Here is a 19465-nt window from a genome sequence, read left to right on the forward strand (position 1 = left end):
TTCAGTTTTCAAAGAACTTCTTTGCCGCTCATTTGCGACTTCCTTATGTTAACATCTTCATTTTTCGATGTCAACTAAGTTTTTCATTTTCTTTTTTGTCGTTTTCTGCGTTTCTGCATCAGCGACGTTTATTAATTTATCATATACCTACTCTTAACGTCAACACTTTTTAATAAAAAATTCTTTTTCTTACATAACGAATACATTCTTCCCTATTAGCAACTCTCCGAAATAAACAAAAAATGATTTTATACCTTTCTTCCATCGCTTTTTTTACAACGCTATGTATACGCTCATCTGCAAAATCAAATAAAAGTTCCTCTAACTCTCTCTTCAGTATGTATTCCATTTCTTTTCTCTCTTCCTTCGTCAACATAATCCCAAGCAAATTATCACCCCAATAATTCCTTACATGTACCGATAAACGCCCCACTCATTTTTAATTACCAATACTGTATCATCAAAAAACAAAATTCTATCACTCATTATATCCACCACTTACGATATTAATCCCTTGTTCTCTTTTTTAAATTTAAAGCATATATGTAACTGAAAAGGATTGGACAAAGGGGCGTAATATTATGTTTTTCTTTTTTATTACGAGTAAAAGAACATTTAAACACATTAGCTTAATAGTCGTACTTTCCTTATTTACAGCATGGCTACTCTTTTTAAAAACATATTCACATGAATCTGCTTTTTCAACTGCTACTGGCCCTAAAGTGATTTACAAAGGGGACACTGCAAAAAAACAAGTTGCATTCACTTTTGACATTAGTTGGGGAGACAAAAAAGCTATTCCAATCCTTAATACACTCAAAGAAAGAGAAATTAAGAATGCAACTTTCTTCCTCTCTGCTGCATGGGCTGAAAGACACCCTGATATTGTCGAACGCATCATGAAAGATGGACATGAGATTGGTAGTATGGGCTATAATTACACATCCTACACTTCACTAGAAGCAAATGAAATACGAAGAGATCTTTTGCGGGCACAAGATGTTTTTACAAAACTTGGCGTAAAACAAGTCAAGCTATTACGTCCACCTAGTGGCGATTTTAACAAAACAACTCTTAAAATAGCGGAATCACTCGGATACACCATCGTTCATTGGAGTAACAATTCAAATGACTGGAAAAATCCCGGCGTAAATAAAATTGTTTCCACAGTCTCTAGCAATTTAAAGGGGGGAGATATTGTCTTATTACATGCTTCTGATTCTGCCCTTCAAACAAATAAGGCTTTACCATTACTCTTACAAAAATTAAAGAGCGACGGATATGAACAAACATCTGTATCACAACTCATTTCCAACACAAGTACAAAAAGTGAAGATATTAAGTAGTTCCTTTCCACACGGTTCTTCACACATAAAAAGCTCTGCTATCTTTCGTTAAGATAGCAGAGCTTTTTTCATTCTAGTATTTACAGACGATAGAAATCTGGACAATTAAAAATCCACTCTCTCCTCATTAAGCTGACTTACTCTTTTGTCCAATTAAACGATGCAATACAAGTAACTGATATGCATTACATAATAGAAGTGGTATCACCATTAAATATAACCAATCTGTATCATTAATCCGGAGCGCTGGTACCCATTCAAGAATTGTTACAACAACCATAAAGAACAGAGCAGGCACAAATGCTTTTTTATTCGTTTCTTTACTCTTTATGTAAGCGACAATTGCCCCAAACACAAATAACATCCCGGCAACAAGTATGTTATCCCCTAATGAAACTTCCCCATTCGCAATAAGTACTGACCTTAAATAAACGAAATCAAACAATACGAACGCAATAAAGAACAGTTGCACTGCATTCCATAAAGAAGATGACCGAAACATCCCTAATCCAAAACGATGAATCGTTAAATATGCAAAGAACCCCATTTGACTTATAACACTAAAAATAAATCCTACGCCCATCAACCAGAAAGAAACTGCTAGAATCTCCTTTCCGTCGAAATTTTGAAAAAATTTAGCGTACTTGTCCCACTCTAAAACAAAACCAATAAAGACTGTGCTAATCCCACCAAGAAACAACGTCGTAAAAAATAGTCGTACCCACTTGCGGCTATTCACAACACATCCCCCATTATTCTTATATTTCTAATTAAATTGTATCAATGACAATTTCAAAAAGCTAGCCATGTTCATGTATAAATTCCTTAAAGAGATTTATATTAAAAAAAGAGAACTGTGCTGAAAGGAGCTCCAACTTATGAAACGGATGCTGCTCGTTTTGATTTCTTCTTTTCTATTTATGGCACTAGTGGCATGTGCACAAGGAAAAGAGACGAAATCTGAACTTGATTATGATCAAACAAAAAAAATGATTGTTGATATTTTAAAAACCGACCAAGGAAAAAAGGCGATCCAAGATGTATTAACTGATGAAAAAATGAAACAAGCACTCATACTAGATGAAACAGTAGTAAAGAAAACGATTGAAGATGCGATGGTATCTGAAAAAGGGCAACAATTCTGGGAAAAGCTCTTTAAAGACCCTGAGTTCTCATCGAAATTTGCTAAAAGTATGGGCAAAGAACAAACAAACTTAATGAAAACTTTACTAAAAGATCCTGAATACCAATCAGGTGTTATAGAGATTATGAAAAATCCTGAAGTAGAGAAAATTATGTTACAAACAATGAAGAGCAAAGAATATCGTCAATATTTACAGCAAGTACTAACCGAAACTGCCGAAAGTCCACTCTTCCAAGCTAAGATGATTGACATTATTAGTAAAGGTGTACAAAAAGCCGAAAAAGGTGGGTCTGATAAGAAAGGCGCAGGCAGTGAAGGTGGTTCTCAAGATGGGAACAAAGAACAACAATAAAAATTATAGTAATGAGTGGACAATGTATATTGTCCACTCATTACTACTTTATTTTTGTGTAACGGCTGTTTTATCAATAACTGTCTCAGCTATCGTACGATAAATGAGACCCGTTGTATGTGTATCTTCATATACTGACGGCGCAAAGTCTTCTTTATTCCAATCAGGTTGCTGAAGTGGAATTCGGCCCAGTACATCCGTTTGGAGTTCCGTAGCTAGTTTGTCTCCTCCACCTCTTCCAAACACATACTCTTTCTCACCAGTTGCTTTACTTTCAAAGTATGCCATATTTTCAACGACACCAAGAATGCTATGTTCTGTACGTAAAGCCATCGCTCCAGCGCGCGCTGCTACAAATGCTGCTGTTGGATGCGGCGTTGTTACAATAATCTCTTTACAAGACGGCAACATCGAATGCACATCTAACGCAACATCACCTGTACCTGGTGGTAAATCTAATACTAGGTAATCTAAATCACCCCATTCTACTTCTGTGAAAAAGTGATTTAACATTTTCCCAAGCATAGGACCTCTCCAAATAACAGGTGCATTATCTTCTACAAAGAATCCCATTGAGATTACTTTCACACCTAGACGCTCCACTGGAATGATCTTATCACCTCTTACGATTGGACGTTTTTCTATCCCCATCATATCCGGTACACTAAAACCGTAAATATCTGCATCAATGATACCAACTTTTTTCCCTAAACGCGCTAAAGCAACCGCAAGATTAACGGAAACAGTCGATTTCCCCACTCCACCTTTTCCACTTGCCACTGCTAAAAATGTTGTATTTGAGTTCGGTGATAATAAGGATTCACTTTTTTCTTCCTCTTGCGGTGGTGCAAACTGAGCTAATTCCTCTTCTGTAAATTCTGCAAAACGAAGTCCAACTGTTGCTGCTCCAAGTTCTTTTACTAACTTTACAATTCCAGACTGCAACTGCATTTGTTCCGCTGTACCTGTCTTTACAATTGCAATTTTAACACTTACATGTTCCTTCTCAGGCTTGACTGTTACCTCTTTAATTGCATTTGTTTCTTTTAACGTTTTATGTAAAAACGGATCTACAATCCCTTCCAACGCTTCCACTACTTGCTCTTTTGTTACCATAATTAGCCCAGCCCCCTGTATGAAAAATAACGTAATGTTAATTAAATTTATCTCTCTTTATTTTTGAAATAAATGCGTTTACATTTCCAGTATAACATATTTTCGGAAAACTTCGTTAACGAGAGAAACTCGAAAAATCCTCCTTATTCTGGAGGATTTCCTTTTTCCGTAAAATAACGTAATATACCACGATATATTGCAGCCGCTACTTTTTGCTGGTATTTCTCCGAATTTAACATATATCTTTCATTCACATTCGATAAAAAGCCAGCCTCAATTAAAGCACCTGGTGTTTTAGCATACTTCAATAAATACACGTGAGGAATTGTTTTAGCAGAACGATTCGTATTTTCTAAGCTTGTTCTCAATTCAGCTTGTATAAATTTCGCAGCCCGCTCATTTTCAATCGACGAACGGTAGTAGAACGTTTGTGCGCCCTTAGATCCACTACTAGTCAGGGCATTTAAATGAATACTCGCAAAAAAGTCTACATCAGGCTTATTAATGATCTCAACACGCCTTTTTAAATCCTCTGCTTTACGTCTACTATATGACTTTGTATCCTTATTAGCTAAATCATAATCTCCTTCACGCGTTAAAATAACTAAAGCACCTTGTTCTTGTAAATAATCTTGTACCTTTTTTGTAATCTCAATCGTAATATCTTTTTCTACAATATCCTTTCCACCAACAGCCCCTCCGTCTGGTCCACCATGCCCAGCATCCAATACAATTACTTTCCCTGATAAGGGTAAATTCCAAGCTCGCCACGATTTTGTAATTTGAAATTCTTGTTTAACTAAAAAAAACAAAACAACCGCAGCGAGCGCAAAAGAGATAATTCGAATTCTCTTCATACCTTTCCTCCTCCAGCTAGTCCCTCTAATTACTTATATGGGACAAGAGGAAAGTTTATGCTTGTCTTAGTGTAGCTTTAATCGATATCTTCTTTCGCCTTTTTCATACCCTTCCTGCCACCACAAGCCGATAAACTGCTGGCAAGATTCAAAAAGTAATTCCTCGTCTTGCAATTTAATTTCACGTATAGTCATACTCGTTAAAAATTGAAATAACGTTTCAGTTAATTGTTGCTCTTCTTCTAAAGCCCTATATTTCACATCAAAGAATGATTCACCATGATAACCAAACTTACTGTATCTCGCTCCTAATAAATAAGATTCTATCCCTAGTTCAATACAATAATCTTCATACTGACGATGAAGTTCTTGCATCTGAAAGGCATCACGAATATTTGAACGCAATGTTTTTAATGATAATTCTCGCAGCATCTTCCGTTCGTATTTTAACTGCTTTTCTTTTTGTTTTTCTTGTAAGCTGACAATGACATTCATAGTACTTATAAACCTCCCTAATACGTATTAGTCTAAGCTTCTAAAGAAGAAGCATACGCGAGACGGTAGCACTAAAATATTCCAAGCTACAAAAATTATAAAAGAGGAATTAAACATAAAAAAACCCCAACCAAAATGGTTGGGGTTTGAAGTTCGCAAAAATTAACGTTTTGAGAACTGAGGTGCACGACGTGCGCCTTTAAGACCGTATTTTTTACGCTCTTTCATACGTGCGTCACGAGTTAATAGACCTGCACGTTTTAGTGTTAGACGGTATTCTGGATCAGCTTTTAATAAAGCGCGAGAAATACCGTGACGAATAGCACCAGCTTGACCAGTGTATCCACCACCATTTACGTTTACAAGTACATCGTAGTTACCTAAAGTTTCTGTTGCAACTAGAGGTTGTTTCACTACTTCACGTAATGCAGCAAATGGGATATAGTTTTCAAAATCACGACCGTTAATGATAACGCGTCCTTCGCCTGGAACTAGGCGTACGCGCGCTACTGAACTCTTACGACGTCCAGTGCCATAGTATTGAACCTGTGCCAAAGTAAGCCCTCCTTTAATTAATTATCCGCGAAGTTCGTAAACTTCTGGTTTTTGTGCTTGGTGTGGATGCTCTGCTCCAGCATACACGTTTAGTTTCTTAGAAACTTGACGGCCTAAGCGTCCTTTTGGAAGCATGCCTTTAATTGCAAGCTCTAACATTTGTACAGGGTAGTTTGTACGCATTTCTAGAGCTGTTCTTTGTTTAAGTCCACCTGGGTGGTTAGTGTGACGGTAGTAAATTTTATCGTTTAATTTATTACCTGTTAAATGAATTTTCTCAGCGTTAATAATAATTACATGATCACCCGTGTCAACGTGTGGTGTAAATGTAGGTTTGTTTTTACCGCGTAAAATAGATGCTACTTCCGTAGATAGGCGACCTAAAGTTTGACCTTCAGCATCAACCACATACCATTTACGCTCAACTTCGTTAGCTTTTGCCATAAAAGTCGTACGCATGTGTTTCCCTCCTCGTTATCTTTTCCATAGAAAAAATCTATTGTTTATCTTAAACACGATTTCCTTCCGGGGCTAATCGTGGTTTTAGAAACAATACCATATGTTATGATATACTTTTGAGTTTCTAATGTCAAGCAAATGTTACACCAGGATTAGTTGTTATAGTTTACCTGCCATAAGTAAAGTCCATGACCTGGAGCCATCTTTCCAGCACACTGGCGATTTTGTTTCGCCAAAATCTCTGGAATGCTATCAGGATCAAGCTTTCCTTGCCCTATGCTAAGTAACGTACCAACAATAATTCTGACCATATTATATAAAAATCCATTACCTACAAAACGAAAAATTAATTCATCGTCTTGCTCAATTAATTCGATTTCATAAATTGTTCGTACTTTATCTTTTTTGTCAGTTTTTGCCGAACAAAAAGAAGTAAAGTCATGCGTCCCAATAAAATAAGGAATCGCTTTTCTTATAGAATCTATTTCGAGCGGATATGGATATTGATATACGTAATTTCTACGGAATACATCCGCAGTCTTTGATAATAATACACGATAGCGATATTCTTTTTTCTCAACACCGTAACGTGCATGAAATTCTTCTGTTTTCTTCTCTACCTGCCTGATAACAATATCATCCGGCAACATTGTATTTAAAGCATTACTCCATTGCCACTCTTCAAGAGACAAAGGTGTATCAAAGTGTATCACTTGTCCTTTGGCGTGAACGGTAGAATCCGTTCTGCCTGATGCCTGCACACGAATAAGTTCTCCTTTATGCAACTTCTGCAATGCTTTCTCTATTTCTTGTTGAACAGTACGATGCTGTGGTTGAATTTGGTAACCACAAAAATGAATGCCATCATATGCAACTGTACATTTTATTCTTTCCATTTCTCTATTCTCCATTACGATCGCACCCATGCCAAAATACAAGCTAAACAAAGTAAGCTTACAATTGTTACTGTATCACTTATTTTCCAGCGCAGTTGCCTAAATTTAGTACGTCCTTCGCCACTTTGGTATCCACGAGCTTCCATCGCAATCGCTAAGTCCTCTGCACGCTTAAAAGCACTGATAAATAGTGGAACGAGTAGTGAGATAATAGCTTTCATCCTATCTTTTATCGGTCCCCCAGCAAAATCAATACCACGTGACGCCTGCGCTTTCATAATTTTACTCGTTTCATCCATTAATGTGGGGATAAATCGAAGAGAAATTGACATCATTAATGCGATTTCATGAACAGGAACTTTCATACGCTTCAACGGCTTTAATAACGTCTCTAAACCATCTGTAATCTCAATTGGTGTCGTTGTTAACGTTAATAATGTCGTCATTAAAATAATAACGAAAAATCGTATAGAAATGTAGATCCCTTGCTCTAATCCTTTTTCATGTATCGAAAACCAACCAAGCTGGAATAGTACTTCCCCTTCTTTATTTGTAAAAATATGCAGGAAAAATGTAAAAAGAAAAATCCATAAAATTGGTTTTAAGCCCGAAAGTACATAACGAATCGGCACTTTTGCAAAAAATAAAGCAATGAGTGCATATAAAAATAAAAATCCATATGAAATCGCATTATTTGCCAAGAAAACAACAAATACATATAAAAAGACAATCAGCAGCTTCGTACGTGGATCAAGTTGATGAATAAGAGAATTCCCTGGAATATACCTTCCAATAATCAACTGCTGCATGATTCATGACCACCTTTTCGTAACACCTGTACAACTTCATGAGTAAGATCCTCTAAAGATAAGGTAGCCTTCGAAATTGAAATACCAAACTTCTCTTCAATTGCACGTTTATACTTTAAAGACATTGGAAGATCCACACCGATTTGTTCTAATTCATCAGCATGTGAAAATACTTCCTCTGCTCTTCCTTGCAAAAAGACCGTTCCTTTATGCATGACCACTATTTGATCTGCATACTTAGCGGCATCCTCCATATTATGAGTAACAAGAATGACTGTAAGCCCCTGTTCCTTATGCAAATTGTAAAACATCTCCATGAGCTCGTGCTGTCCTTTCGGATCCAGCCCTGCTGTAGGTTCATCTAATACAAGCACTTCGGGTTCCATCGCAAGTACGCCTGCTATTGCAACACGTCTCATTTGTCCACCGCTTAATTCAAATGGAGAACGCGTTAATAACTCTATGTCCAATCCAACAAGCTGGATTGCATCTTTCGCCTTTTGTTTTGCCTCTTCTTCAGATACACCAAAATTAGTAGGCCCAAAACAAATGTCCTTTTCAACTGTTTCTTCAAATAGTTGATGTTCTGGAAACTGAAAGACAACCCCTACTTTTTTTCGTAGCGGCTTAAGTTTCTTCTCTTTTTTTCCTGCTGAAATTAAATGTTCACCAATTTGAACCGTACCTTTTGTCGGCTGCAATAAACCATTTAAATGTTGAATCATCGTCGACTTACCTGAACCAGTATGACCGATAATGGCATAATAGCCCCCACTTGGAAACGACACGTCTACATCATAAAGTGCGCGTCTTTCAAATGGAGTTTTATATTGATAACGATGTTCTACTTTTTGGAATGTAATCTCCAAAGTTCGTTCACCAAGCTTTCCATTGTAAGATGCGTATTTTGCAAGTGAATTTCATTTCTTTTTAATAATTCTGCTATTTTTACCGAAAAAGGTACATCTAATCCAATCTCTTGGAGCATATGAGAGGATTTGAAAATTTGCTCTGGAGTACCTTCCTCTAATATTTCTCCCTTGTTTAAAATAATAATACGGTCTGACTGTGCCGCTTCTTCTAAATCGTGCGTAATCGATAACACCGTAATACCCTTTTGATTAACAAGTTGTCTGACCGTTTCTACTACTTCACGTCTCCCCTGAGGGTCTAACATTGAAGTTGCTTCATCTAGTATTAAAATAGATGGCTGAAGTGCTAAAACACCTGCTATTGCGACTCGCTGCTTTTGTCCACCAGATAACGAATGGGGTTCTTCATTTAAAAAATCTTCCATACGGACAAGTTGCAGTGCTTGTTCTAGTCTTTCTATCATCTGCTCCCTTGGCATTCCGATGTTCTCTAGGCCGAATACAACGTCATCTTGTACTGTCGTTCCAACAAATTGATTATCTGGATTTTGAAATACCATCCCAATTTGCTTTCGAACATCCCATACTGTTTCCTCTGATAAAATCATTGTATCATTTACAGTAATTGTCCCTGATTCCGGTAAAAATAAGCCATTCAATAATTTTGCAAGTGTAGACTTCCCTGAACCATTTTGTCCAATAACAGATACCCATTCTCCTTCATATAAGGAAAACGAAACATCTTTTAATGCATAAGAGGCTGCCCCAGGATATTGAAATGATATATTTTCTGTCCGAAGTTTCTCTTTTTTCAATACAAGGCACCCTTTCCTTCACCAAGTTAGCATGTTTTTTATACTTAAAAAAAAAGGGCCATGACCAGTTACTTGAAAAGAACTGTCCTGCCCTTTTAATCATCATTATACTAACTCGATAATTACCATTGGTGCTGCGTCTCCGCGACGTGGACCAATTTTTGCAATACGAGTGTATCCGCCTTGGCGCTCAGCATAGCGTGGAGCTACATCAGCGAATAATTTTTGAAGTGCATCTTGACCAGTCTCAGCGTTAGCAACTTCATTACGGATGAAAGCTGCTGCTTGACGGCGAGCATGAAGATCTCCGCGTTTACCTAAAGTGATCATTTTTTCCACTACAGAACGAAGTTCTTTTGCACGAGTTTCTGTCGTTTGGATGCGCTCGTTGATAATTAAATCAGTAGCTAAATCACGTAACATAGCTTTACGTTGCGCACTTGTACGGCCTAATTTTCTGTATGCCATTCGTAGTTCCCTCCTTTGTTGATGGGTTTAAATCCTCAGTCGTCTTTACGTAAACCTAAACCTAATTCCTCAAGTTTATGTTTAACTTCTTCTAAGGATTTACGTCCTAAGTTACGAACTTTCATCATATCTTCTTCTGTTTTGTTCGCAAGCTCTTGTACAGTATTAATTCCTGCACGTTTTAGGCAATTATAAGAACGAACAGAAAGATCCAGTTCTTCAATAGTCATCTCTAGAACTTTTTCTTTTTGATCTTCTTCCTTCTCGACCATAATCTCAGCATTTTGTGCTTCGTCAGTTAAACCAACAAAGATATTTAAATGCTCAGTTAAGATTTTGGCACCTAAAGAGATAGCTTCTTTTGGCCCGATGCTTCCATCCGTCCATACATCAAGCGTAAGCTTATCATAATTAGCCACTTGTCCGACACGTGTCTTTTCCACTTGGTAAGTCACACGTGATACTGGAGTATAAATAGAATCAATAGGAATTACTCCTATTGGTTGATCTTCGCTTTTATTTGCATCAGCTGGCGTATACCCACGGCCACGCTTTGCAGTTAAACGCATGCGGAAATGCGCATTTTTTGCTAACGTCGCAATGTGTAAATCTGGATTTAAGATTTCAACATCACTATCGTGAGTAATATCAGCAGCTGTGACAATACCTTCGCCCTGTACATCGATTTCCAACGTCTTCTCTTCTTCAGAGTAGATTTTAAGAGCTAACTTTTTCAAGTTTAAGATGATCGTCGTAACGTCCTCTACTACGCCCTCAACTGTTGAAAATTCGTGTAAAACGCCATCGATTTGGATAGCAGTTACAGCGGCACCAGGGAGTGAGGATAAAAGAATACGACGTAAGGAGTTACCCAAAGTAGTACCATATCCACGCTCAAGCGGTTCAATCACGAATTTGCCATACTTAGCATCTTCGTTAAGTTCAACCGTTTCGATTTTCGGTTTTTCGATTTCAATCATTAACTAAACCCTCCTTCAAAACGTCGAAACCCCGGTTAAACAAAGGACAAACCTCTGTTTAACCGAAAGTCCCCCTTAGGCAGTTCCCGATTGTGCACAACAAGCGATGTTTCTGTACGAAATTTCTCGATAATGCATCATATCCATTATAGACAAAAGGGAAAATTCTATACAGAAAAATTACACACGACGACGTTTTGGTGGACGACATCCATTATGAGGAACTGGAGTAACATCTCTAATTGCTGTTACTTCTAGGCCTGCAGCTTGAAGAGCACGAATTGCAGCTTCACGACCAGCACCAGGACCTTTAACAGTAACCTCTAAAGTTTTTAAACCGTGCTCCATTGCAACTTTAGAAGCAGCTTCTGCAGCCATTTGCGCAGCGAATGGAGTAGATTTACGAGATCCACGGAAACCAAGTGCACCAGCACTAGACCAAGAAAGTGCGTTACCGTGAGTATCTGTAAGAGTTACGATTGTGTTGTTGAAAGTAGAACGAATATGAGCTATACCAGCTTCAATATTCTTTTTCACACGTTTTTTACGAGTGTTTGTTTTACGTGCCATTGTTAGTTCAACCTCCTTTACTTATTATTTCTTTTTATTTGCTACTGTACGACGTGGACCTTTACGTGTACGAGCATTGTTTTTAGAGTTTTGACCACGAACTGGTAAACCACGACGGTGACGAAGACCACGGTAAGAACCGATCTCCATTAGACGTTTAATGTTAAGAGATACTTCACGACGAAGGTCTCCCTCAACTTTAATACGATCGATGATATCACGGATACGTCCTAATTCATCTTCTGTTAAATCACGAACTCGTGTTTCCGAAGAAATACCAGCCTCTGTAAGAATTTTTTCAGCAGTTGTGCGACCAATGCCGAATACGTAAGTTAAAGAAATAACAACGCGCTTGTCACGAGGAATATCTACACCTGCGATACGTGCCATTCTGAATGCACCTCCTTCTGATTAACCTTGTTTTTGTTTATGTTTAGGGTTTTCACAAATAACCATTACTTTTCCACGTCTACGAATAACTTTACATTTTTCGCAGATTGGTTTAACTGACGGTCTTACTTTCATGTCTCGAACCTCCTTAAAGATTACGGAGTGCTATATTATTTAAAACGGTACGTAATACGACCACGATTTAAATCGTACGGAGATAATTCTACCGTAACTTTGTCTCCTGGTAAAATACGAATGAAGTTCATACGGATTTTACCAGAAACGTGAGCCAATACGACATGCCCATTCTCTAATTCTACTTTGAACATAGCATTTGGCAACGTTTCAAGAACGGTACCTTCGACTTCAATTACATCATCTTTAGCCATTCAATAGTTCTCCCTTCTTCAAATCAGTAACATTTTACACTGCTCTGAAATCCCGGAGAGCCAGCTACTTATAAAGTGGTAAGGATTTCGTATCCTGCTTCTGTAAGAGCAATCGTGTGCTCAAAGTGTGCACACCATTTACCATCTACCGTTACCACTGTCCAGTCATCAGATAGTGTTTTTACATATCGTCTTCCTTGATTCACCATCGGCTCAACACAGATGACCATTCCCGGCTTTAATCTAGGGCCTCTATTTGGTGGACCATAGTGCGGGATTTGAGGGTCCTCATGTAAGTCTTGCCCGATTCCGTGACCAACATACTCCCTAACGATCGAGAATCCATTCTCTTCAGCATGGGTTTGAACCGCATGTGAGATATTTGATAATCTTTCGCCTGGTTTTACTTGTTCTAGACCAAGATACAACGATTTTTCTGTGACATCAAGTAGCTTTTGAACAGATTCAGAAATGTTTCCAATTGGATACGTCCATGCAGAATCTCCATGGTACCCATTGTATTTTGCACCAATATCGATACTGATGATATCGCCCTCTTCGAGCTTACGCTTCCCTGGAATCCCGTGTACAAGCTCTTCATTTACAGAAGCACATATGCTCCCCGGAAATCCGTTGTATCCTTTAAAAGATGGCGTAGCACCATATTTTCGAATCGTCTTTTCCGCTATTTGATCGAGCTCTTTCGTTGTAATTCCTGGAGTAATATGTTGTTTCAACTCTTGATGAGTTAAAGCAACGATCCTGCCAGCTTCTCGCATGATTTCTATCTCGCGAGGAGTTTTGCAGATGATCATTACGCTAAGCCCCCGATGAGAACATCGATATCAGCAAATACTTTATTGATATCTTGCTCACCATTAATGCTTTGTAAGTAACTAAGCTCCTCGTAGAAATCAAGCAAAGGTTTTGTTTGCTTAATATTTACATCTAAACGATTTGCTACAGTTTCTTCATTGTCATCAGAGCGTTGATATAATTCGCCACCACATTTATCGCACACATCAGCTTTTGCTGGTGGATTGAATTCTAAGTGGTAAGTCGCACCGCACTCTTTACAAATACGACGGCCTGTAAGGCGTGTTAATAACAACCCTGAATCCACATTAATGTTTAAAACATAGTCGATTTTTTTGCCAAGATCTTTCATAATCTCTTCAAGAGCTGATGCTTGTGCAACAGTTCGTGGGAAACCATCTAATAAGAAGCCTTTAATACAGTCTTCTTGACTTAAACGTTCACGAACAATTCCGATTGTAACTTCATCTGGAACAAGCGCGCCTTTATCAATAAAAGATTTTGCTTGTAAACCAAGTTCAGTTTCAGCCTTCATAGCTGCACGGAACATATCTCCTGTTGAGATGTGAGGGATGTTATACTTGGCAACAATCTGTTCGGCTTGTGTACCTTTACCAGCACCAGGAAGCCCCATTAAGATTAAGTTCATCCTTGTTCCCCCTCAGTACATGAGCATGTAGGGAAGACAATTCTTCCCACTTACTCACTGCTTGATAAACCCTTTGTAATGGCGTTTTACCAATTGGCTTTCTAGCTGCTTCATTGTTTCTAAAGCAACGCCGACAACGATTAACATACTCGTTCCACCAATCTGTGCAGATGGAGGAAGATTTCCCAATTTCGTAAAGATAACTGGTAAGATTGCAATCGCTGCTAGGAAAATTGATCCTACAAAGGTCAAACGATACAAGATTTTTGTTAGATATTGTTCTGTATTCTTACCCGGACGAATACCTGGAACATATCCACCTTGCTTGTTTAGATTCTCTGACATTTGCTCTGGATTAACCTGAACAAATGCATAGAAATATGTGAAGGCTACAATGAGCGCAACATATATAATCATTCCCACTGGGTGAGAATAGTTAAAGTTTGCAATAATCCACTGCGACACATCATGGTTCGGGAAGAACTGTGCAATAGTTGGTGGCGTAATTAAGAATGAAACAGCAAAAATGACTGGAATAACACCCGCACTATTTACCTTAAGTGGTAAATGAGTGTTTTGTGCTCCAGCATGATTCCCATTCCCTCCTGTTACACGCTTCGCATATTGAATTGGGATCTTTCTAACAGCCTGTTGAATGAAAATAACACCAACAATAACTGCTAGCACAGCTAGTAAAATCAATGCAACTTTAACGATACTCATGAACAATTGATCTCCGATATTTTGAAACTGTTGTTGATACACTTGAGATATAACACTTGGGATCGCTGCGGCAATACCACCAAAGATGAGGATGGAAATACCATTACCTACACCTTTAGATGTAATCTGTTCACCTAACCACATTAAAAATGCAGTACCAGCAGTCAGTACCGTAGCAATGTATAAATAAGTGCTCCAACCAGGATTCAAAATTAATTGCCCACCTACCATACCGTTAAAACCGATCGACATACCAAACCCCTGAATAAACGCAAGAACAATTGTAAAGTAACGCGTGAATTGCGTTAGTTTACGACGGCCCATTTCGCCTTGCTTCGACCATTCCGAAAATTTAGGAACAACATCCATCTGCAATAATTGCACGATGATGGATGCTGTAATATACGGCATGATTCCCATCGCGAAGATGGAGAAGTTTTTCAAGGCGCCACCGCCAAATGTATTTAGTATACCTAAGGCATTTAATTGATCTTGTGCTTTCAGTACGTCTCCATTTGTAAATGGCACTGGGATAAACGTGCCAATCCTGAATACGATTAACATCGCTAAAGTGAATAATATTTTACGTCTTATCTCAGCAACGCGCATAAAGTTGGAGATTGTACGAAACATTAGATCACCTCAACTGATCCGCCAGCTGCTTCAATTGCTTCTTTAGCACTTGAAGAGAACTTGTGCGCTTTAACAGTTAATTTTTTCTCTACTGCTCCGCTTGCAAGAATTTTAACACCGTCGTTTAACTTGCTGATAACGCCAGTTTCCAGCAATAATTCAGGTGTTACTTCTGTACCATCTTCAAAACGATTTAACGTTGATAAGTTTACAATTGTAAACTCTTTACGGTTAATGTTTGTGAAGCCGCGTTTTGGTAAACGACGGAATAGTGGAGTTTGACCACCTTCGAAGCCAAGACGAACACCGCCGCCAGAACGTGCGTTTTGTCCTTTATGACCTCTACCAGCAGTTTTACCGTTACCAGAACCGATACCACGACCGACACGGTTACGTACTTTACGAGAACCTTCTGCAGGTTTTAATTCATGAAGTTTCATTCCCAGGCACCTCCTTATATTAATGAGTTATCCTTAAGCTTCTTTTACAGTTATAAGGTGAGAAACTTTGTTGATCATACCAAGAATAGCAGGAGTTTCTTCCTTAACTACAGTTGAATTCAACTTTTTAAGACCTAAAGCTTCTACCGTCGCACGTTGATCTTGTGGACGACCAATTACACTACGAGTGAGGGTAATTTCTAACTTTTTCGCCATTTGTTTTCCCTCCTTAACCTAGTAGCTCTTCTACAGATTTACCGCGTAATTTTGCAACATCTTCAGCGCGCTTAAGTTCGCTTAATCCGTTCACAGTAGCGCGAATCATGTTGATTGGTGTGTTAGAACCAAGAGATTTCGAAAGAATATCTTGTACACCAGCTAATTCTAGTACCGCACGAACAGGTCCACCAGCAATAACACCAGTACCCTCAGCAGCAGGTTTTAAGAATACTTCACCAGCTCCAAAATGACCGTTGATTGTGTGTGGAATTGTTGTACCAACTAATGGTACTGCGATTAGGTTTTTCTTAGCGTCTTCGATAGCTTTACGAATTGCGTCTGGTACCTCTTGTGCTTTACCAGTACCGAATCCAACATGACCGTTTTTATCGCCAACTACAACTAGTGCAGCAAAGCGGAAACGACGACCACCCTTAACAACTTTCGCGACACGATTTATCGTAACTACACGTTCTTCAAGTTCTAATTTACTTGGGTCAATGCGTTGCATCAATTTTCCCTCCTTTGACCATTAAAATTGTAATCCAGCCTCACGAGCAGCTTCAGCTAGAGCTTTAACACGGCCATGGTATAAGTAACCACCGCGATCAAATACTACTTCTTTAACGCCTTTCTCTACAGCACGCTTAGCAACTGATTCTCCAACTTTCGTAGCAGCTTCAGTATTGCTAGTACCGTTAAGAGCAAGGTCTTTATCAAGAGTAGATGCACTTACTAATGTTACACCATTTACATCATCAATAACTTGAGCGTAAATATGTTGGTTAGAACGGTACACGTTTAAACGTGGACGTTCTGCAGTACCAGTAAGTTTAGCACGTACACGTGCATGTCTTTTCTTACGAGTCGCATTTTTAGCAGCTTTAGTGATCATTCTTGTCACTCCTTTCTCTCACCTAACGGGTTTACTTAGCAGTTTTACCTTCTTTACGACGAACAACTTCGCCTTCGTAACGAATACCTTTACCTTTATATGGTTCAGGAGCACGTACAGCACGGATGTTAGCAGCAAATTCGCCAACACGTTGCTTGTCGATACCTTTAATTACGATTTTAGTTGGTGCAGGTACTTCAACTTCAAGACCTGCTTCCGGAGTCATTTCTACTGGATGAGAATAACCTACGCTTAAAACAAGTTTATCTCCTTGTTTTTGAGCACGGTAACCAACACCGACTAATTCAAGTCCGCGTGCGAAACCTGCAGTTACACCTTCAACCATGTTTCCGATTAAAGCACGAGTTGTACCGTGTAATGCACGGTGTTCCTTCTGTTCAGATGGACGCTCAACTGTTAGTGTATTTTCTTCAATTTTGATAGACATATCAGCATTGAATGTACGAGTTAATTCACCTTTAGGGCCTTTTACTGTTACAGTATTGTCTTCTGCAATTGTAATAGTAACACCTGCAGGGATTTCAAGAATCTTTTTACCAATACGAGACATGTGGTCACACCTCCGTTCGTTTTAAATATATATTACCAAACGTATGCTACTACTTCTCCACCAGTTTGTAATTGACGAGCGTCTTTGTCTGTCATTACTCCCTTAGATGTAGAAACAAGAGCGATACCTAATCCGTTAAGTACACGTGGTACTTCATCAGCTTTAGCGTAAACGCGTAAGCCAGGTTTACTGATACGTTTTAATCCAGTGATTACACGTTCATTGTTTGCACCATATTTCAGGAAAATACGAAGGATACCTTGTTTGTTATCCTCGATGTATTCTACATCACGAATGAAACCTTCACGTTTTAAAAGTTCAGCGATCTCTTTTTTGATTTTAGAAGCAGGAACTTCTAACTTCTCATGACGTACCATGTTCGCATTACGGATGCGAGTAAGCATGTCTGCAATTGGATCTGTCATCACCATGTGTTTTACCTCCTTCCCATTTGTGGGTTTTACCAACTAGCTTTTTTAACACCAGGAATTTGACCTTTATATGCAAGTTCACGGAAACAAATACGGCAAAGCTTAAATTTGCGGTATACAGAATGCGGACGACCGCAGCGTTCGCAACGTGTATACTCTTGTACTTTAAACTTAGGAGTACGCTTTTGTTTCGCGATCATAGATTTTTTAGCCACGTTTTCGCCTCCTCTACTTAGCGTTGGCTTCCATTATTTTTGGAATGGCATACCGAATTGTGTTAAAAGTTCACGAGCTTCTTCATCAGTTTTCGCTGTAGTAACGATTACGATGTCCATACCGCGGACTTTACTTACTTTATCATAATCAATCTCAGGGAAAATTAGTTGCTCTTTAACACCTAATGTGTAGTTCCCACGACCATCGAATGATTTCTTAGAAACACCACGGAAATCACGTACACGTGGTAAAGAAACTGATACTAATTTGTCGAAGAACTCATACATTTGTTGTCCGCGTAAAGTTACTTTAGCACCGATTGGCATACCTTCACGAAGACGGAAACCAGCGATTGATTTTTTAGCGCGAGTTACAACAGGTTTTTGACCTGCGATTTGAGTTAATTCTTCTACTGCATTGTCTAAAGCTTTTGAGTTAGATACCGCGTCACCAACACCAGTGTTGATTACGATCTTTTCGATTTTCGGTACTTCCATCACAGATTTATAGTTAAACTTGCTCATTAGAGCAGGAGTAATTTCCTTTTGGAACTTCTCTTTAAGGCGATTCAATGAAGTGACCTCCTTTCTTAAGAAAATTATTTATCTAATAATTCACCAGATTTTTTTGCAATACGAACTTTTTTACCATCTTCTACTTTGAAGCCTACGCGAGTAGGTTCGCCTGTTTTCGGATCTAATACCATAACATTAGAAACGTGAATAGGTGCTTCTTTCGTAATAATTCCACCTTGTGGATTTAATTGAGATGGCTTAGAGTGTTTTTTAACGATGTTAACACCCTCAACGATAACACGGTTTTGCTTTGGGAAAGCCACAAGGATAACGCCTTGTTTTCCTTTGTCTTTACCAGTGATTACCTGAACTTTATCACCTTTTTTTACATGCATCTTAATTCTGCACCTCCTTAGCAAGGCAATACCTTAAATTATAGAACTTCTGGAGCTAAAGAAACGATCTTCATGAAGTTGCTATCACGTAATTCACGAGCTACTGGTCCGAAGATACGAGTACCACGTGGGCTCTTATCGTCTTTGATGATAACCGCTGCGTTTTCATCAAATTTAATGTAAGAACCGTCCGGACGACGAGCTCCGCTCTTCGTACGTACCACTACTGCCTTAACAACGTCACCTTTTTTAACAACGCCACCTGGTGTTGCTTGTTTTACCGTAGCAACGATAATGTCACCAATGTTAGCATATTTACGACCAGAGCCGCCTAATACTTTAATTGTTAAAAGTTCACGTGCACCAGAGTTGTCAGCAACTTTCAAACGAGATTCTTGTTGGATCATGTTATGAAACCTCCCTTCGGACTAAAAATTCCGATTCGTCTA

General features: G+C 38.6%; 32 protein-coding genes. 2 read left to right on the forward strand and 30 right to left on the reverse strand.

The genetic code is table 11. The annotated features are described in order from the left end of the window. Nucleotides 1–169 precede the first annotated feature (169 nt). Nucleotides 170–388, reverse strand: a complete 219-nt coding sequence (locus KI356_RS06955; protein ID WP_128283415.1) for a hypothetical protein — start codon at nucleotides 386–388, stop codon at nucleotides 170–172. A 193-nt stretch (nucleotides 389–581) separates the two neighbouring features. Here KI356_RS06955 and pdaB point away from each other — a divergent pair, with 193 nt between their 5' ends. Further along, the gene (gene pdaB / locus KI356_RS06960) at nucleotides 582–1346 is read left to right on the forward strand and encodes a polysaccharide deacetylase family sporulation protein PdaB (RefSeq protein WP_002115344.1); all 765 of its coding nucleotides are present in this window, start codon (nucleotides 582–584) and stop codon (nucleotides 1344–1346) included. 127 nt (nucleotides 1347–1473) lie between these two features. Here pdaB and kbaA read toward each other — a convergent pair whose 3' ends face one another. After that, on the reverse strand, nucleotides 1474–2085 hold the full coding sequence (gene kbaA / locus KI356_RS06965) for a KinB signaling pathway activation protein KbaA (protein ID WP_212935123.1): 612 nt from the start codon (nucleotides 2083–2085) through the stop codon (nucleotides 1474–1476). Nucleotides 2086–2224: 139 nt separating this feature from the next. Here kbaA and gerD point away from each other — a divergent pair, with 139 nt between their 5' ends. Further along, a complete protein-coding gene (gerD, locus tag KI356_RS06970; RefSeq protein ID WP_128283413.1) occupies nucleotides 2225–2842 on the forward strand; it encodes a spore germination lipoprotein GerD in 618 nt (205 codons plus the stop codon). A 48-nt stretch (nucleotides 2843–2890) separates the two neighbouring features. On the opposite strand, the gene salA is transcribed toward gerD, so the two are convergent. The 28 genes from salA to rplN all read right to left on the reverse strand — a co-directional run bounded on the left by salA (nucleotide 2891) and on the right by rplN (nucleotide 19423). Continuing rightward, nucleotides 2891–3958, reverse strand: a complete 1068-nt coding sequence (salA, locus tag KI356_RS06975; RefSeq protein ID WP_128283412.1) for an iron-sulfur carrier protein/transcriptional regulator SalA — start codon at nucleotides 3956–3958, stop codon at nucleotides 2891–2893. A gap of 143 nt (nucleotides 3959–4101) precedes the next feature. Next, the gene (gene cwlD, locus KI356_RS06980; protein WP_128283411.1) at nucleotides 4102–4815 is read right to left on the reverse strand and encodes an N-acetylmuramoyl-L-alanine amidase CwlD; all 714 of its coding nucleotides are present in this window, start codon (nucleotides 4813–4815) and stop codon (nucleotides 4102–4104) included. A 66-nt stretch (nucleotides 4816–4881) separates the two neighbouring features. Continuing rightward, nucleotides 4882–5310, reverse strand: coding sequence for a DUF2521 family protein (locus KI356_RS06985; RefSeq protein ID WP_002113330.1), 429 nt, complete (start codon nucleotides 5308–5310; stop codon nucleotides 4882–4884). A gap of 162 nt (nucleotides 5311–5472) precedes the next feature. Then, nucleotides 5473–5865, reverse strand: coding sequence for a 30S ribosomal protein S9 (gene rpsI, locus KI356_RS06990; protein WP_000079986.1), 393 nt, complete (start codon nucleotides 5863–5865; stop codon nucleotides 5473–5475). A 21-nt stretch (nucleotides 5866–5886) separates the two neighbouring features. Further along, entirely contained in the window at nucleotides 5887–6324 is a 438-nt protein-coding gene (gene rplM / locus KI356_RS06995) for a 50S ribosomal protein L13 (protein WP_001260795.1), read from the reverse strand. 152 nt (nucleotides 6325–6476) lie between these two features. Then, nucleotides 6477–7220, reverse strand: a complete 744-nt coding sequence (gene truA / locus KI356_RS07000) for a tRNA pseudouridine(38-40) synthase TruA (protein WP_307856568.1) — start codon at nucleotides 7218–7220, stop codon at nucleotides 6477–6479. A 14-nt stretch (nucleotides 7221–7234) separates the two neighbouring features. Continuing rightward, nucleotides 7235–8029: an energy-coupling factor transporter transmembrane component T family protein gene (locus KI356_RS07005; protein ID WP_128283409.1), complete on the reverse strand. Its 795-nt coding sequence runs from the start codon at nucleotides 8027–8029 to the stop codon at nucleotides 7235–7237. After that, nucleotides 8017–8898 carry an energy-coupling factor ABC transporter ATP-binding protein gene (locus tag KI356_RS07010; protein ID WP_128283408.1) on the reverse strand — a complete coding sequence of 294 codons (882 nt, stop codon included), beginning with the start codon at nucleotides 8896–8898 and terminating at the stop codon, nucleotides 8017–8019. The genes KI356_RS07005 and KI356_RS07010 overlap by 13 nt, the downstream gene beginning before the upstream one ends. Then, nucleotides 8874–9716: an energy-coupling factor ABC transporter ATP-binding protein gene (locus tag KI356_RS07015; RefSeq protein ID WP_002115334.1), complete on the reverse strand. Its 843-nt coding sequence runs from the start codon at nucleotides 9714–9716 to the stop codon at nucleotides 8874–8876. Before KI356_RS07015 ends, KI356_RS07010 begins: the two co-directional genes overlap by 25 nt. Before the next feature lie 105 nt (nucleotides 9717–9821). Further along, nucleotides 9822–10184 carry a 50S ribosomal protein L17 gene (gene rplQ / locus KI356_RS07020; protein ID WP_000331490.1) on the reverse strand — a complete coding sequence of 121 codons (363 nt, stop codon included), beginning with the start codon at nucleotides 10182–10184 and terminating at the stop codon, nucleotides 9822–9824. A gap of 35 nt (nucleotides 10185–10219) precedes the next feature. Then, complete coding sequence (locus KI356_RS07025) at nucleotides 10220–11164, reverse strand: DNA-directed RNA polymerase subunit alpha (protein ID WP_000569644.1); 945 nt, start codon at nucleotides 11162–11164, stop codon at nucleotides 10220–10222. A 180-nt stretch (nucleotides 11165–11344) separates the two neighbouring features. Then, nucleotides 11345–11734, reverse strand: coding sequence for a 30S ribosomal protein S11 (gene rpsK / locus KI356_RS07030; RefSeq protein WP_002009745.1), 390 nt, complete (start codon nucleotides 11732–11734; stop codon nucleotides 11345–11347). A gap of 24 nt (nucleotides 11735–11758) precedes the next feature. Continuing rightward, nucleotides 11759–12124: a 30S ribosomal protein S13 gene (gene rpsM, locus KI356_RS07035; protein WP_000090790.1), complete on the reverse strand. Its 366-nt coding sequence runs from the start codon at nucleotides 12122–12124 to the stop codon at nucleotides 11759–11761. Nucleotides 12125–12145: 21 nt separating this feature from the next. Further along, entirely contained in the window at nucleotides 12146–12259 is a 114-nt protein-coding gene (rpmJ, locus tag KI356_RS07040) for a 50S ribosomal protein L36 (RefSeq protein ID WP_000868344.1), read from the reverse strand. Between the two features lie 35 nt (nucleotides 12260–12294). Then, nucleotides 12295–12513, reverse strand: a complete 219-nt coding sequence (gene infA / locus KI356_RS07045; RefSeq protein ID WP_001029884.1) for a translation initiation factor IF-1 — start codon at nucleotides 12511–12513, stop codon at nucleotides 12295–12297. A 68-nt stretch (nucleotides 12514–12581) separates the two neighbouring features. After that, nucleotides 12582–13328, reverse strand: coding sequence for a type I methionyl aminopeptidase (gene map, locus KI356_RS07050; RefSeq protein ID WP_002115331.1), 747 nt, complete (start codon nucleotides 13326–13328; stop codon nucleotides 12582–12584). Beyond that, nucleotides 13328–13978 (reverse strand): adenylate kinase, encoded by a 651-nt coding sequence (locus KI356_RS07055; RefSeq protein WP_128283407.1) that lies wholly within the window; start codon nucleotides 13976–13978, stop codon nucleotides 13328–13330. The genes map and KI356_RS07055 overlap by 1 nt, the downstream gene beginning before the upstream one ends. Nucleotides 13979–14032: 54 nt before the next feature. Then, the gene (gene secY / locus KI356_RS07060) at nucleotides 14033–15334 is read right to left on the reverse strand and encodes a preprotein translocase subunit SecY (RefSeq protein WP_000490122.1); all 1302 of its coding nucleotides are present in this window, start codon (nucleotides 15332–15334) and stop codon (nucleotides 14033–14035) included. Further along, on the reverse strand, nucleotides 15334–15774 hold the full coding sequence (gene rplO / locus KI356_RS07065; RefSeq protein ID WP_002009754.1) for a 50S ribosomal protein L15: 441 nt from the start codon (nucleotides 15772–15774) through the stop codon (nucleotides 15334–15336). The genes secY and rplO overlap by 1 nt, the downstream gene beginning before the upstream one ends. 33 nt (nucleotides 15775–15807) lie before the next feature. Continuing rightward, nucleotides 15808–15990 (reverse strand): 50S ribosomal protein L30, encoded by a 183-nt coding sequence (gene rpmD, locus KI356_RS07070; protein ID WP_001085231.1) that lies wholly within the window; start codon nucleotides 15988–15990, stop codon nucleotides 15808–15810. 13 nt (nucleotides 15991–16003) lie between these two features. Next, nucleotides 16004–16504, reverse strand: coding sequence for a 30S ribosomal protein S5 (rpsE, locus tag KI356_RS07075; protein ID WP_002009759.1), 501 nt, complete (start codon nucleotides 16502–16504; stop codon nucleotides 16004–16006). Between the two features lie 21 nt (nucleotides 16505–16525). Then, on the reverse strand, nucleotides 16526–16888 hold the full coding sequence (rplR, locus tag KI356_RS07080) for a 50S ribosomal protein L18 (protein ID WP_002009761.1): 363 nt from the start codon (nucleotides 16886–16888) through the stop codon (nucleotides 16526–16528). Nucleotides 16889–16919: 31 nt separating this feature from the next. Beyond that, a complete protein-coding gene (rplF, locus tag KI356_RS07085) occupies nucleotides 16920–17459 on the reverse strand; it encodes a 50S ribosomal protein L6 (protein ID WP_002115328.1) in 540 nt (179 codons plus the stop codon). Between the two features lie 32 nt (nucleotides 17460–17491). Next, nucleotides 17492–17890: a 30S ribosomal protein S8 gene (rpsH, locus tag KI356_RS07090; RefSeq protein WP_000245511.1), complete on the reverse strand. Its 399-nt coding sequence runs from the start codon at nucleotides 17888–17890 to the stop codon at nucleotides 17492–17494. A gap of 29 nt (nucleotides 17891–17919) precedes the next feature. Continuing rightward, nucleotides 17920–18105, reverse strand: coding sequence for a 30S ribosomal protein S14 (rpsN, locus tag KI356_RS07095; protein WP_001085700.1), 186 nt, complete (start codon nucleotides 18103–18105; stop codon nucleotides 17920–17922). A gap of 33 nt (nucleotides 18106–18138) precedes the next feature. Then, complete coding sequence (rplE, locus tag KI356_RS07100) at nucleotides 18139–18678, reverse strand: 50S ribosomal protein L5 (protein WP_002091528.1); 540 nt, start codon at nucleotides 18676–18678, stop codon at nucleotides 18139–18141. A gap of 26 nt (nucleotides 18679–18704) precedes the next feature. Then, the gene (rplX, locus tag KI356_RS07105; protein WP_000558201.1) at nucleotides 18705–19016 is read right to left on the reverse strand and encodes a 50S ribosomal protein L24; all 312 of its coding nucleotides are present in this window, start codon (nucleotides 19014–19016) and stop codon (nucleotides 18705–18707) included. Between the two features lie 38 nt (nucleotides 19017–19054). Beyond that, on the reverse strand, nucleotides 19055–19423 hold the full coding sequence (gene rplN, locus KI356_RS07110) for a 50S ribosomal protein L14 (protein WP_000615912.1): 369 nt from the start codon (nucleotides 19421–19423) through the stop codon (nucleotides 19055–19057). Between the last annotated feature and the right edge of the window lie 42 nt (nucleotides 19424–19465).

This window comes from Bacillus hominis (assembly GCF_018332515.1).
Classification (GTDB): domain Bacteria; phylum Bacillota; class Bacilli; order Bacillales; family Bacillaceae_G; genus Bacillus_A; species Bacillus_A hominis.